This window comes from Kitasatospora sp. GP30 (assembly GCF_029892145.1).
Taxonomy (GTDB): domain Bacteria; phylum Actinomycetota; class Actinomycetes; order Streptomycetales; family Streptomycetaceae; genus Kitasatospora; species Kitasatospora acidiphila.
Window position 1 is genome coordinate 1 of sequence record NZ_JARZAH010000076.1, and the last position, 13,175, is coordinate 13,175.

Genomic DNA, 13,175 nt, shown 5'->3' on the forward strand with positions numbered 1-13,175 from the left:
GCCACTCCACGGATGCACAACTGGACCAACGACCCCGCCCCGACACCGTCACCCGTTCCGCGGCAGTTGTTCTCGAATTCAAGCAACGGCATTGGGTCGGCAGGTGGTGATGGCGACCTGCTCGGACGCACTGCGGCGTAGCGTTTGAACCATGACCGACCGCAGCCTCACCCTGCCCGACCGCCGCCGGGTCGAGACCCAGCTGGAGATCGCCACCGCCGCGGCCGAGCTGTTCGCCGAGCACGGTGCCGATGCGACCACGGCCGAGGACAACGCCCGGACCGCCGGCGTCGGACTGCGCCGCTTCTGCCGCTACCGCTACTTCCGCAGCAAAGAGGATGCCCCGGCAGGCCGACCGACGATGCCATCAGGCCGACCGAGTACCCCGGCAGGCCCACTGCCCACCCCGCCAAGCCGACCGACCACGTCATCAGGCCGACCGACCACCCCGGCAGGCCCACTGCCCACGCCGCCAAGCCGACCGACCACGTCATCAAGCCGACCGACCACCCCGGCAGCCGGCCCGGCCATGAGCTGACGAAGCCGACCATGAGCCGACAAGGAGCCGATCCGGATGGGCCTGACCAGCCATGAGCTCTTGACGCTGGCCCTGATGGCCGCCCTCGGGGCGGTCGTCGGCACGGTCCTGTACTGGCCCAGGCTGGCCCGGCCCGGGCTGCCGGCGGTGCTCGGCCGGATCACCACCATCCTGGTCACCCAGCTCGCGGTGCTCGTCGTGGTCGGCTTGCTGGTCAACAACTACTTCTCGTTCTACAGCAGTTGGTCCGATCTGCTGGGCACCGGGCACCCCGCCGTGCAGTCCGTCGGCGCCAGCACGCCGGGGGGCGGGTCGAGTGCACCCGCCACTGCCAGGACCCTGGCCACCGAGAACTTCCAGAACGGTCCGCCGCAGCGCACCGGGCAGCTGCTGACCGTGCGGATCGGCGGTGGCGGCACGGGGCTGAGCACTGACGGCTACGTCTATCTGCCGCCGCAGTACTTCCAGCCCGGCTACGCCCAGCAGCGGTTCCCCGCCCTGGTGGTGCTGACCGGCTACCCGGGCGACGCCCGCAACCTGGTCACCCGGCTCGACTACCCGGGCATCTCGCTCGGCCTGCTGCGCAGCGGGCAGCAGCAGCCCACCGTGCTGGTGATGCTCCGGTCGTCGCCCGCGATGCCCCGGGATACCGAGTGTGAGGACGTGCCCGGCGGCCCGCAGGCCGCCACCTACTTCACCCATGAGGTGCCGCAGGCGGTGGCGGGCGCGTTCCGGGTGATCGGCCAGGGGCGCGGCTGGGGCATCATCGGCGACTCCACCGGCGGCTACTGCGCGCTCAAGCTGGCGATGCGCGATCCGGCCGCGTTCGCGGCCGCCGCCTCGCTCTCCGGCTACTTCAAGGCGGCCGAGGATCCGACCACCGGCGATCTGTTCGCCGGGGACCAGCAGCGGCGCAACGAGGCCGACCTGCTCTGGCGGCTGCACAACCTGCCACCCCCGGCGGTGGCGGAGCTGCTCGCGTACAGCAAGGACGACCCCGCCTCGGTGCGGGACAGTGTGGCCTTCGCCGCCGCCGTGCGGCCGCCGATGGCGGTCTCGGTCAGCACCGTCGACCACGGCGGGCACAACTTCGAGACCTGGACCCGCCTGGAGCCAACGGCGCTCAGCTGGCTCTCCGAGCACCTGGCCAAGCCGGGCTGACGGTCAGTCGGAAGACCCGGTCAGTCAGATGACCGGTTCCAGCGTGCCGGTGTGCAGTTCGCCGACCCGGCCGCCCTCGCCCTCGAAGGTCCAGAACACCCGCACCGTCAGCGCGCCCAGGTCCATCACATGGCTGACCGTGATCCCGGTCTGCTCGGTCCAGCTCACGAAGTAGATCTGCGGCGCGACCTCGGCGACCTTCAGCTCGACGTCCTCCCACTGGCCGGCCGACTCGCCCAGCCCCTCCCAGTGCAGTCGCTTGCCGTCGGCCGAGTAGGCGTTGCGGAAGACGGCTCCGTTGTCGACCTGGAAGAGGTACGTCCGCCCGGCGAAGGCGGGCAGGGCAGCGGTCTCGCTCATGGCGGGGGAGTTCTCCGGTCGGAAAAAGTCGCGGTTGTGGGACTCCTCCCACGCTATCGGAATGGCGCTGCGGAGGGAGAATGGTGACGCGACACGCGCGTGCCGCGGCCCGTCGGCCGTCCGGCCAGCCGGTGGCCCTCCGGTGGGTGCGGCGGCGTGCCGGGTCGGGAGGTCCACCATGCGCAAGGTCGCCGACTGTCGAGAGTTCCCCAGCGAGAGCAACTGCACGCTGTGCATCACCGGCGAGGAGGAAGAGGTGGTCCGTGCCGCCGCCGAGCACGCGGTCTCGGTGCACGGACACCAGGAAAGCAAGGAGCTGCGCGACCAGATCCGCGCGACGCTCAAGGACGAGCTGGTGCTCCAGCACACCTGAACCCGGACAGGCATGCCTGAACACGGGCACACGTGAACACACGTCCATGCCTGGACATGCGTTCGTCCATGCCTGGACATCCGTCGAGCCGCCCCCGCCGCCTACAGGAGTCCTACCGGAGTCCTGCGGGAGCTTCCGTATGGCCGGGGCGGTACGGGTCTGCTGGACTGGAGGTGCGCCGAGGAGGTGGTCACAGTGGCCGAGGACGCCAGGGGCGGCGCGATGAATTCCGCCGAGGAGGACCAGGCGATGGAGTTCCTGGTGCGGGTCGTCACGGATGCCGGGGCGGCCGTCGCAGGGCTCTGCACCGCGCTTGGCGACCGGCTCGGGCTCTACACCGCGATGGCCGGCGCCGGTCCGATGACCAGCGCCCGGCTGGCGGAGCTGACCGGTCTCCAGGAGCGCTACGTGCGCGAGTGGCTGGCCGCCCAGGTGGCCGGGGAGTACGTGGAGTACGACGCGGCGAACGACACCTACCTGCTCCCGGACGCGCACGCCGCAGTGCTCGCCTACCCGGAGGTCCCGACCTATGCCGGCGGATTCTTCACGCTCCTGCAGGCGCTGTACGCGACCGAGGACTCGCTGCTGGAGGCGTTCCGCACCGGGAGCGGGGTCGGTTGGGAGCAGCACAGCAGCGCGCTGTTCTCCGGTACCGCCAAGTTCTTCCGTCCCGGTTACGCGGGCGCACTGGTGCCGGAGTGGATCCCGGCGATGAACGGCACCGAGCGGAAGCTGCGGAACGGCGGCCGGGTGGCCGACGTGGGCTGCGGCTACGGCTACTCGACGCTGCTGATGGCGCGCGCCTATCCCCGGTCGCGGTTCCACGGCTTCGACTTCCACCAGCCGTCGATCGAGGCGGCGCGGGCGATCGCCGCCGAGCAGCGCCTCGCTGAACGGGTCGACTTCCAGGTGGCTACGGCCCAGGACTTCCCAGGCAGCGGATATGACCTGATCACCTTCTTCGACTGCCTGCACGACATGGGCGACCCGGGCGCGGCTCTGCGCCACGCCGAGCAGGTCCTGGCCGACGGCGGGAGCTGCATGATCGTCGAGCCCAACGCCTCCGCGGACGTCACGGCCAACGCCAATCCGATCGGCCGGGCGCTGACCGCTGCCTCCGTCGCGGTCTGCCTGCCCTCGGCGCTGGCCCAGCAGGGGCCGACGGCACTGGGCAACCACGCCGGTGAGGATGTCATGCGGCACCTCGCCGACGACGCCGGGCTGCATCACTGGAGGCTCGCCGCCGAGAGTCCGGTGAACCGTGTGTACGCCGCGAGCAGGTAGCCGGAGCCAGGGGGACCGGGTGTACACCGCGAGCAGGTGGCCGTACGAGCGGTCCAGCCCCTCCCGAACCGCCTCGGGAGGGGCTGGACCGTGCCGTAGCCCGGTCAGCAGGTGATCAGCAGGTGAAGTCGATCAGGTAGAACGTGGAGTAGTGGTCGGAGGTGTAGTAGTCCTCCTGGTCACCCTCGCCGGTGATGATTCTGCGGGCACCGCGGGTGGAGATGCCCGGGGTGACCACGGTGTACTCGTGGTAGTAGCCGTAGGACTGGGCCGGCAGGACGCCCTCGCGGTTCTGGAAGACCACGCCGTCCTGGGAGTACGGGAACGGGCCGCCGTTGGCGATCTCGTTCAGAGTGTCGTCGGCCTGCTGGGGGAGGGCGCTCTGGCAGATGTTGCCGCTCACATCGGCGTGGGCGTCGGTGGCGACGAGAACGGTGGGGGCCAGGGTGAGCAGGCCGACGGTCAGCACGGACGCGGTACGCGACTTCAACGCGCGTAGAAGAGTCTGCATGTGCAGCAGTCTGGAGTCCTGGGAGCTTCCTGGGAAGGTGTCGCGCAAGACTTCATGTCCACGTAACTTGCCTGCTGCGCAGGCTACTTGTGGGCGTCGCCGACGGGGGCGGCAGGGGTCGGTGTGACCCTTGCGACACTTCTTAAACATTGTTAATGATCACATCATCTGCCTAGCCTGCACGCGTTCGCCGACTCCGGCGGATCCATCGTCGGGACGCCGAGTCCTGCCTGCCCGACGGCGGTGACCACAGCATCGCCATGGGCAGGAGCGGGGGACCCAGTAGTGCCGCGACTCTGCTCGCACGCCCAAGTGGTGTGCGGGGTGCGCCGCGGCTAGGGGTGAGGCCGTCCGCTCCCGCGAGCGACGGCCGGGCACAGTGCGGCCCGAACCCGACAGCTAACTCCGCAGGCGTCGCACGAGGAACTGCCGTGATCCCTGCCGCCACCCCAGCCCGCCTCGGCATCGTCGCCGGCGCCCTGGGTCTGCTCGCCGTGCCGATGGTCGGCCAGGTCAACGCCTGGGCCAGCCCTGCCGCCGCGCCGACCGTCACCCAGGACCGCCTGACCCCGACCAGCGCCGCCACCAACGCCAACGTCACCGCCGACCTGACCGTGCACTCCAGCTCCTGCTTCACCGTGAAGAAGCTCGGCGTCGGCGTGCGCGACGCGGCCGGCCACAACCTCGACTTCCCCGGCTCGCACAGCAATGTGCAGCTCTGCCCGGGCGGGGTCTCGATGACCACCGGCGCCCGCAGCTTCCCGATCGGCAGCTACACCGTCTTCGGCTACTACCAGGACCAGGCCGGTGCCTGGCACAACCTGGCGAGCAAGCAGCTCACCGTTGCCAAGACCGCCCCGGCGCCGACCCCGGCGCCCAAGCCCGCGCCGGCCCCGACTCCCGCACCCAAGCCGACGCCGACCCCGGCGCCCAAGCCCGCGCCGACCCCGGCCCCGGCCCCGGCGCCCAAGCCCGCGCCGGCCCCGGCGCCCGGCTCCACGCCCACCCCGGCCCCCACTCCCGTCCCGTCCACGCCTCCGTCCCCCTCGGCCCCGGCCTCGCCGATCGCCGGCAAGTCGCTGGCCTGGTCGGACGAGTTCAACGGCAGCAGCGTGGACACCAACCGCTGGAACGACACCACCAGCGGCGCCTACCACTACGGCACCCACAACCCCAACGACAACAAGCTCGACTGGCTCGACCCGTCCGCGGTCACCATCGCCAACGGCGACGCCACCTTCACCGCCACGCCCAGCACCAAGGTCCTGGAGAACGGCGACAAGGCCTGGAACACCGGTCTGCTCACCACCCAGAAGTCCCCGCAGAACTTCCAGGTGCACACCGGCGACTACGCCGAGACCCGGGTGCAGCTGCCGACCCAGCAGGGCGCCTGGGCGTCGTTCTGGACCTGGGAGAACGGCAACACCGCGCTGGGGACCAGCCACGGTGAGATCGACTCCTTCGAGTACCACCCCGACAACCCGAACGTGCTGGAGCTGACCAACCACGTCAACACCGCCTACATGGGGTTCAGGGACGCCAACGCGATCAAGCCGGGCGCGTGGGTGACCGTCGGCACCTACTACGGCGCCAACTCGGTCGACTGGTACGTCAACGGCGTCAAGGTCTTCTCCGACGGCAAGGGCGTCGGCCAGAACTGGTCGGCCAGCCTGATCCTGGACCTGTCCGTCAGTGCGGGCAAGTACCACCCCGCGCCGTCGACTTCGACCCCGATCACCATGGCGGCCGACTACGTGCGCGTCTACCGCTGACGCCGGCCGGTTACCGGACGACCCGGACCACGAACGACCCCGTGTCGTTCGAGTGGTCCGGGTCGTTCGCGCTCTGCACCTCAACCCGCCCGCCGGTGAGGGTTCCTGACGCGCCGTCGGAAATCCGGATCGGCACCAGCGCGGTCGCCGACCGCAGCGCCCCGAGCCCGGCCGGGAAGCTGCAACGGACCACGGTGCCAAGGAGGTCGGGGGTGCAGTCGGTCGGGAAGTACGGCCCGACGGCATGGGTCCGGGCGGGCAGCCGGACCGTCACGGTGAACTTCCCGGCTACATCGGGCCCGTTGTTGGCCAGGAGGGCGCGAACCGTGGTGGTGCCGCCGGGCGGGGCCGGATCCGGGTCGAGCGGCACCACCATGAGATCGGCGGGGTGGCCGGCCAGCACGGCGGCGCTGAGCAGGGGCACGAGCAGCGAGCGCATGGCGTCACTCTAGGCCACCACGACTATTCGAAGCGTCAGGGCGCGAGCACGCTGCCGAGGCGTTCGGCGATTCCCTGCATCACGCTGACCAGTGGCTCGCCCCCGCTCTGCTCCTCCAGCGCCCGGATCCTGGCCTCCGGACCGGACACCGACAGCGCCGTCGGAGTCGGCGCGCCCGGCACCGCCACCGCGATGCAGCGCACCCCGATCTCCTGCTCCTGGTCGTCGATCACATAGCCGACCTCGCGGGCCTGGGCCAGCTGCGCGAACAGCTCGTCCCGGTCGGTGACGGTGAACTCGGTGTGCGCGGGCAGCGGTTGGCTGCCGAGCACGGTGCGGGCCTCCGTCTCGGGCAGCTGGGCGAGCAGCGCCTTGCCCACCCCGGTGCAGTGCGGCTGCACCCGGCGGCCGACCTCGGTGAACATCCGCATTGATCGGCGCGACTGCACCTGTCCGACGTAGACCACCTCGCCGCCTTCCAGCACGGCCAGGTTGGCGGTCTCGCCGGTGGCCTCCATGAGCTCGGCCAGATACGGCCGGGCCCAGCTGCCGAGCAGCCGGCCCGCGGTCTCGCCGAGCCGGATCAGCCGCGGGCCCAGGGTGTAGCGGCGCGCGCTGTCCTGCCGGACATACCCCTGCTGCGCGAGGGTACGTACCAGGCGGTGGATGGTCGGCATCGGCAGTCCGGAGCTGTTGGAGAGTTCGCTCAGGGTGGCGATGCCGCCGGTGTCGGCGAGCGCCTCCAGCAGCTGGAAGGCGCGCTCGACGGACTGGACGCCGCCGCCGGCGCGGTCGGGTGCTGAGCTGCTGGGCACGGCTTGAGTCCTCAACTCTCGGGGATCTGGGCTGGGGGAGTCTGGCGATCCGTCAACAAACCGTTGAAATTCTGTATCGCGGAAACTAGTCTCCACCTTACAGAATCGCCGTTCAAGGAGTGTCCTGCCATGGCTATCGACCAGGCTCCGGTCGTCACTGTCGCCGGCCCACGGGTCCCCCGCGCGGAGGAGGTGCTCACCGAGGAGGCCCGCGCCTTCATCGCCGGCCTCCATCGGGCCTTCGAACCACGCCGGCAGGAGCTGCTGGCCGGGCGCCGGCAGCGCCGGGCCGAGATCGCCCGGACCGGCTCCCTCGACTTCCTCCCCGAGACCGCCGACATCCGGGCCGGAGACTGGACGGTGGCCCCGGTGCCGCGGGCGCTCCAGGACCGCCGGGTGGAGATCACCGGCCCGACCGACCGCAAGATGGTGATCAACGCCCTCAACTCCGGCGCCAAGGTCTGGCTCGCCGACTTCGAGGACGCCACCTCGCCGACCTGGGAGGCCCTGGTCTCCGGTCAGCTCAACCTGATCGACGCCTTCGAGGGCCGGATCGACTTCACCTCCCCGCAGGGCAAGGAGTACAAGCTGTTGCCCGCCGACCAGTTGGCCACCGTGGTGGTCCGGCCGCGCGGCTGGCACCTGGACGAGCGCCACCTGCTGGTCGACGGCACCCCGGTGTCCGGCGCCCTCTTCGACTTCGGCCTCTACTTCTTCCACAACGCCCGGCGGCTGCTGGCCAAGGGCGAGACCGACCCCAACTCCGGGCCGTACTTCTACCTGCCGAAGACCGAGAGCCGCCTGGAGGCCCGGCTCTGGGACGACGTCTTCACCCACGCCCAGCGCGAACTCGGCATCCCGCACGGCACCATCCGGGCCACCGTGCTGATCGAGACCATCACGGCCGCCTTCGAGATGGACGAGATCCTCTACGAACTGCGCGACCACGCCGCCGGGTTGAACGCCGGCCGGTGGGACTACCTGTTCTCGATCGTCAAGAACTTCCGCGACGCCGGCGAGCACTTCATCCTGCCGGACCGCAACACCGTGGGCATGACCTCGCCGTTCATGGCCGCCTACACCCGCCTGCTGGTGCGCACCTGCCACCGGCGCGGCGCCCACGCGATCGGCGGCATGGCCGCGTTCATCCCGTCCCGCAAGGACCCGGAGGTCAACGCGGCGGCGCTGGAGAAGGTCAAGGCCGACAAGGACCGCGAGGCGGCCGGCGGCTTCGACGGCTCCTGGGTGGCCCACCCCGATCTGGTGCCGGTGGCCCGCGCCGGCTTTGACGCGGTGCTGGGGGAGCGGCCCCACCAGAAGGACCACCCGGGCACCGAACAGCCGGTCACCGCCGAGCAGTTGCTGGACATCGCCGGCTCCGGCGGATCCTGCACCGCGGCCGGACTGCGCAACGCCGTCGCCGTCGGCCTGCGGTACTGCGAGGCCTGGCTCGGCGGGCTGGGCGCGGTCGCCATCTTCGGCATGATGGAGGACGCCGCCACCGCCGAGATCTCCCGCTCGCAGATCTGGCAGTGGATCCGCAACGGCGTGGTGCTCGCCGACACCGGCGAGAAGGTCACCGCCGACCTCACCCGGCGGCTGATCTCCGAGGAACTGGACACCATCCGCGCCGAGTCGGGCAACGAGGCCTTCGCAGCCGGCCGTTGGACCGAAACCCGCGAACTCTTCGAACAGGTCGCGCTCGCTGAGGAGTTCGTCGACTTCCTGACCCTGCCGGGCTACGCCCTGCTCGACTGAGCCACCAGGCCGCACGGTCCGCCGGGGCGACCACTCCCCGGCAGACCGTGCGATCCGTGCGAGCCGTGCGGGCCGTCGGCCGGCTGCACGAACCGGTGGACCTTCGTACGCCTAGCCCGCGGCCGCCGGCCGGGCGGTCTGGAGGAAGGCGCGGACCAGGTTGAGGACGGTGAACTGCACCAGGGCGCCGGATCCTGGGGAGACCTTCACGATCAGTCCGCACTGAAGGAAGGCGTGCACCGCGCTGGCGGCCTGCTTCCAGGGGACGCCGATCCGGGTGACGATCCGCTCCACGGTCCACGGCTCGGCGTAGTCGGCCAGGTGGAGGAGCAGGTCGAGACTGTCCGCGGGCTGGCCGGTGACCGACTCGCGGATGGTCGCCAGTGCGTCGCCGCTCTCGCCGGGGCGGTCGGCGATCAGCTGGGGCTCGTCGCGCGCCATCACCACCAGGCGGTCGGCGGAGACGATGGTCAGCCAGGCGGCGGCGGCCTCCAGGGCGCGTGGCAGGCCGTCGAGTCGGCGGCAGAGCTCGGCGAGGATCGGCAGCTCGGCCTCGTCGGCGCGGAAGCCGGGCTGGAGTTCGGCGAGCAGGTCGAGCAGCAAGGTCATCGCCGGGGCGGACGCCGTCCCGGCCGGGTTTGCGCCGGGCGGTGGTGTGGCCAGCGGGCCGAGCGGGAGGTAGTGGTCCTCCGGGGCGCCCTGGGGGCTGCGAGCCGTCTCCAGGATGCGCAGATTGGGGCATTCGGCGAGCAGGTGCCACATCGTGCTCCGAGCCACCTGGCCGGCATCGTTGCCGTCGAGCACCAGCAGCGCCAGCCGGTCGCCGATCAGCCGGGCCAGCCGGTTGACCGTCCCGTCGCCGCCGTCGACCAGCCCGGCCGCCCAGCCGGACAGTGAGCCGTAGGGCCCGTCGGCCGGGCTGCGCGCCTCGGCGCCCTGACCGCCGGTGTCCCGCCGCAGCGGGACCCAGAGCGTCGGCACGTCCCGCACCGACTGCAACTCTGCGGCGAGGGCCAGGGCCAGCCTGGTCTTGCCGACGCCCGCGAAGCCGGTGATGGCGGTGATCCGCTGGTGGCCGTCGACCACATGCCGTAGTAGCGCCTGCAACTCCCCGTGCCGCCCGTGCAGTGGCCGGGCCACCGCGGTAGGTGGCATGGTGAGCGTGTCGAACAACGCGTCGCCGGCCTCGCTGCCGGCTGCCTTCTCGAAGGCGACCCGCTCCTGGGCGGTCAGCCGCAGTGCGTCCGCCAGTAGCCGCACGGTGTCCCGGCGCGGGATCAGCACCTGGCCCTGCTCCAGGTTGCGGACCGCCCGTACGCTCACGGTGGACAGTCCGGAGAGCGCGGTCTGGCTGAGTCCGATGCGCTTGCGGTACTTGCGGAGCTGAAATCCGAAGTCCTCTAACGTTATCCCCGAGTTCACTGCCTATTCCCCTGAAATAAGCTTGCTGCCGGCGTCAAATCAAGCGTTCTCGCACGGAGGTGCATCTCTGTGCCCAGCCGTGCGCCCCCGAGGCGGTTCCCGGGGGTGCAGGTTCTTGGAATTGCCGAGCGCTGGGGCTGACAGTGCCGGGAAAAGGCCCGGCCGGACCGGTTGTGCCTGGGTGCGACGGGGCGACGCGTAGCCGGACACGCCGCTGATCTGCTCCGAACGTCCATGCAGGACACCTTCTCCCCCTGAGTCCGCGTCAGCCGGATTGTCCCGACTGCCATTCGGATACGGCCGACGGGGTGCGCCCGACGGCCGCGCGCGTCCGGACAATCGGTTGACCGATCAACCAAGCGACCATATCGCCTTGCCCGAGCCGACGAAAGCCCCAATTGTGCCAGCCGACAGGTCGAACGCAGCGCGGCTGAGGTGAGTTCCCGCCCCGCCGTGCCGCCAGGCGGCAGCGGGGCGCCCGGAACTGCCGGTTATGCCGGTTCAACCGTCCTTGCAGGCAGCAGAGGTGACAGCGCGTCAGAAAACCGGCAGGACCACCTGGAGGGGCTTCCGCCGGTCGAGCGGCGATGGCAGGATCGAGATCGCCGACGGGCGAACGGCGCCGTCGTGCCCCGGTATTTTCCGCCACGAAGCATGGCCGCCCGGCCCGGTGTCGGGGCATTTCTCCCGCCACCGCGTGGGGTTCGGGCACTCCGCCGGCCCGCCGAATACGAAGCCGAAAAGCCGTTTCCCGTACGAACGCGTGAATTCTGTCGAACGACACACGAAAGTGAGGCCCTGGTGCGACTTTGCAGCCTTCGGACCGACCACGGTGAGGACGTCGGAATCGCCGTCCCCGGCGGGATCGTCCTGCTGAGCCTGATCAACAAGGTGCGCGGAACGGAGTTCGGCCCCACGCTGCTGGACATCGTCACCGGCGGGATTCCGGCCGAGCTGGAGGCCGCCCTCGCCGACCAGGCGGTACTGAGCACGGCGATCGAGCCGGCGCAGGCGGTCTTCGCGCCGATCTACCGGAATCCGCCCAAGCTCTGGGGTGTCGGGCTGAACTACAAGCGGCACGCCAACGACCTGGAGGTCGAGCAGCCGGTCGGTACGCCCGGCTCCTACCTGCGGCCCAGCAGCACGGTCATCGGCTACGGCGACGAGATCCTGCTGCCGGCGCAGTCCGACCGGGTCACCGCGGAGGCCGAGCTCGGCGTGGTGATCGGGACCACCTGCAAGGACGTCTCCCCGGAGGAGGCCCGGCAGGTGATCTTCGGCTTCACCACCATCCTCGACATGACCGCCGAGGACGCGATCCGGATCAACCCGCGCTACATCCCGTGGTCCAAGGCCTTCGACACCTTCTGCGCACTCGGCCCCTGGGTGGTCACGCCCGAGGAGATCCCCGATCTGTCGGCGGTGCGCATCTCGACCGTGGTGAACGGTCAGACGATCGCCAGCAACCAGGTCAGCGCCATGATGCGCGACCCGTACTGGCAGGTCGGGTACTTCTCCGGCGGCATGGTGCTGGAGGCCGGCTCGGTGATCGCCACCGGCACCCCCGGCGCCGGTGTGATCCGCGACGGCGACACGGTCGAGGCCCTGGTGGAGGGCGTGGGCGACCTGCGCACCCGCGCTCGGCTCGCGGCGGGCGCCGCGCGCTGACCGAACCGGGCTCCGCCGGCGGGCCGCTCCCTTCGCACCACGCTCGGGGAGCGGCCCGTCGGCGGCTCGCGCGCACGTACTGGCGAGGACCACGGAAGGAAACGAGATGGAACTCGGTATCACCGGGCGGACTGCGGTGGTCTGCGCGTCAACGTCCGGGCTGGGCGAGGCGGTTGCGGTGGCGCTGGCTGCCGAGGGGGCGAACGTCGTGGTCTGCGGCCGCCGCGCCGAACAAGCCCGGCGGATCGCCGCGGCACTGCCGCGCGCCGTCGGGGTGGGCGTGGACCTGCTCGACGAGGAGGGGCCGCAGGCCCTGCTGACGGCCACCGAGCAGGCCTTCGGCCCGGCGGACATCCTGGTGCTCAACGGCCCGGGGCCCAGGCCTGCCCGGGTCACCGAACTGCGCGAGGAGGAGCTCGGGGCCGCGGCGGACTCACTGCTGACGGTGCATCACCGGCTGGTGTCGCGTGCCCTGCCGCACATGCGCGAGCAGGGCTGGGGGCGGATCCTCGCCATCGGCTCCAGCGCCGTGGTCACCCCGATCAACGACCTCGCGCTCTCCGGGATCGGGCGTACGGCACTGGCGGCCTACCTCAAGATGCTCGCCGCCGAAGTGGCTCCCGACGGCGTCACCGTCAACCTGCTGCTGCCCGGCCGGATCGCCACCGACCGGGTCCGGCGGCTGGACGCGGCCCGGGCCGATCGCGACGGGCGGACCGAGGCCGAGGTGCGGGCCCAGTCGGCGGCCGGGATCCCGATGGGCCGCTACGGCGAGCCCGACGAATTCGGTGCGACCGCGGCGTTCCTGTGCGGCGAGCCGGCGTCCTACCTCACCGGCATCGCGGTGCGCTGCGACGGTGGGCAGGCGCCGGTCCTCTGACGCCGTGCCGAAGCACCTGCTCATCGCCCGTGCGGGGGGGGGGGGGGGGGGGGCCCCCCCCCCCCCCCCCCCCCCCCCCGGCCCGGCCCGGGGCCCCCCCCCCCCCCCCCCCCCCCCCCCCCCCCGCGGGGGGCCCCGCGGCCCCCCCCCCCCCCGGGGGCCGGGGGGGGCGCGCCCCCGGGCGGGGCGCCCCG

General features: G+C 71.3%; 12 protein-coding genes, 1 pseudogene and 1 riboswitch. Of the genes and pseudogenes, 8 read left to right on the top strand and 5 right to left on the bottom strand.

Features of this window, described 5'->3' with window-relative positions; genetic code table 11:
- Positions 1–151: 151 nt before the first annotated feature.
- Both P3T35_RS39700 and P3T35_RS39705 read left to right on the top strand, forming a co-directional pair.
- Positions 152–343: pseudogene (locus P3T35_RS39700) on the top strand (TetR family transcriptional regulator); the annotation flags it as partial.
- Positions 344–574: 231 nt separating this feature from the next.
- Positions 575–1,699: an alpha/beta hydrolase-fold protein gene (locus P3T35_RS39705; protein WP_101383615.1), complete on the top strand. Its 1,125-nt coding sequence runs from the start codon at positions 575–577 to the stop codon at positions 1,697–1,699.
- A gap of 24 nt (positions 1,700–1,723) precedes the next feature.
- Here the strand turns inward: P3T35_RS39705 and P3T35_RS39710 are convergent, their stop codons facing one another.
- The gene (locus P3T35_RS39710; RefSeq protein ID WP_101383616.1) at positions 1,724–2,059 is read right to left on the bottom strand and encodes a phenolic acid decarboxylase; all 336 of its coding nucleotides are present in this window, start codon (positions 2,057–2,059) and stop codon (positions 1,724–1,726) included.
- Between the two features lie 178 nt (positions 2,060–2,237).
- Here P3T35_RS39710 and P3T35_RS39715 point away from each other — a divergent pair, with 178 nt between their 5' ends.
- Positions 2,238–2,432 (top strand): DUF1059 domain-containing protein, encoded by a 195-nt coding sequence (locus P3T35_RS39715; RefSeq protein ID WP_101383617.1) that lies wholly within the window; start codon positions 2,238–2,240, stop codon positions 2,430–2,432.
- 222 nt (positions 2,433–2,654) lie between these two features.
- Positions 2,655–3,716 carry a class I SAM-dependent methyltransferase gene (locus tag P3T35_RS39720; RefSeq protein ID WP_101385459.1) on the top strand — a complete coding sequence of 354 codons (1,062 nt, stop codon included), beginning with the start codon at positions 2,655–2,657 and terminating at the stop codon, positions 3,714–3,716.
- 115 nt (positions 3,717–3,831) lie between these two features.
- Here the strand turns inward: P3T35_RS39720 and P3T35_RS39725 are convergent, their stop codons facing one another.
- On the bottom strand, positions 3,832–4,227 hold the full coding sequence (locus P3T35_RS39725) for a ribonuclease (RefSeq protein WP_101383618.1): 396 nt from the start codon (positions 4,225–4,227) through the stop codon (positions 3,832–3,834).
- Positions 4,228–4,522: 295 nt separating this feature from the next.
- Positions 4,523–4,656, top strand: a riboswitch (cyclic di-AMP (ydaO/yuaA leader).
- Between the two features lie 2 nt (positions 4,657–4,658).
- On the opposite strand from P3T35_RS39725, the gene P3T35_RS39730 reads away from it, so the two are divergent.
- Entirely contained in the window at positions 4,659–5,999 is a 1,341-nt protein-coding gene (locus P3T35_RS39730; protein ID WP_280709765.1) for a glycoside hydrolase family 16 protein, read from the top strand.
- A 10-nt stretch (positions 6,000–6,009) separates the two neighbouring features.
- Here the strand turns inward: P3T35_RS39730 and P3T35_RS39735 are convergent, their stop codons facing one another.
- Together P3T35_RS39735 and P3T35_RS39740 are read right to left on the bottom strand one after the other, a co-directional pair.
- A complete protein-coding gene (locus P3T35_RS39735; protein WP_101383619.1) occupies positions 6,010–6,438 on the bottom strand; it encodes a hypothetical protein in 429 nt (142 codons plus the stop codon).
- Positions 6,439–6,473: 35 nt separating this feature from the next.
- The gene (locus P3T35_RS39740) at positions 6,474–7,253 is read right to left on the bottom strand and encodes an IclR family transcriptional regulator (RefSeq protein ID WP_180356730.1); all 780 of its coding nucleotides are present in this window, start codon (positions 7,251–7,253) and stop codon (positions 6,474–6,476) included.
- A 129-nt stretch (positions 7,254–7,382) separates the two neighbouring features.
- On the opposite strand from P3T35_RS39740, the gene aceB reads away from it, so the two are divergent.
- Positions 7,383–9,011 carry a malate synthase A gene (aceB, locus tag P3T35_RS39745; RefSeq protein WP_101383621.1) on the top strand — a complete coding sequence of 543 codons (1,629 nt, stop codon included), beginning with the start codon at positions 7,383–7,385 and terminating at the stop codon, positions 9,009–9,011.
- A 111-nt stretch (positions 9,012–9,122) separates the two neighbouring features.
- On the opposite strand, the gene P3T35_RS39750 is transcribed toward aceB, so the two are convergent.
- Complete coding sequence (locus tag P3T35_RS39750) at positions 9,123–10,433, bottom strand: helix-turn-helix domain-containing protein (RefSeq protein ID WP_101383622.1); 1,311 nt, start codon at positions 10,431–10,433, stop codon at positions 9,123–9,125.
- Positions 10,434–11,234: 801 nt separating this feature from the next.
- Between P3T35_RS39750 and P3T35_RS39755 the strand changes: the two genes are divergently transcribed.
- A complete protein-coding gene (locus P3T35_RS39755; RefSeq protein WP_180356731.1) occupies positions 11,235–12,101 on the top strand; it encodes a fumarylacetoacetate hydrolase family protein in 867 nt (288 codons plus the stop codon).
- A 106-nt stretch (positions 12,102–12,207) separates the two neighbouring features.
- Positions 12,208–12,981 carry an SDR family oxidoreductase gene (locus P3T35_RS39760; RefSeq protein ID WP_101383624.1) on the top strand — a complete coding sequence of 258 codons (774 nt, stop codon included), beginning with the start codon at positions 12,208–12,210 and terminating at the stop codon, positions 12,979–12,981.
- Positions 12,982–13,175: the final 194 nt, after the last annotated feature.

Bases quoted from the DNA above. Each gene is read 5' to 3' on its own strand.
- P3T35_RS39705 (WP_101383615.1), top strand. From the start codon at position 575: ATGGGCCTGACCAGCCATGAGCTCTTGACGCTGGCCCTGATGGCCGCC.
- P3T35_RS39710 (WP_101383616.1), bottom strand. From the start codon at position 2,059: ATGAGCGAGACCGCTGCCCTGCCCGCCTTCGCCGGGCGGACGTACCTC.
- P3T35_RS39715 (WP_101383617.1), top strand. From the start codon at position 2,238: ATGCGCAAGGTCGCCGACTGTCGAGAGTTCCCCAGCGAGAGCAACTGC.
- P3T35_RS39720 (WP_101385459.1), top strand. From the start codon at position 2,655: ATGAATTCCGCCGAGGAGGACCAGGCGATGGAGTTCCTGGTGCGGGTC.
- P3T35_RS39725 (WP_101383618.1), bottom strand. From the start codon at position 4,227: ATGCAGACTCTTCTACGCGCGTTGAAGTCGCGTACCGCGTCCGTGCTG.
- P3T35_RS39735 (WP_101383619.1), bottom strand. From the start codon at position 6,438: ATGCGCTCGCTGCTCGTGCCCCTGCTCAGCGCCGCCGTGCTGGCCGGC.
- aceB (WP_101383621.1), top strand. From the start codon at position 7,383: ATGGCTATCGACCAGGCTCCGGTCGTCACTGTCGCCGGCCCACGGGTC.
- P3T35_RS39760 (WP_101383624.1), top strand. From the start codon at position 12,208: ATGGAACTCGGTATCACCGGGCGGACTGCGGTGGTCTGCGCGTCAACG.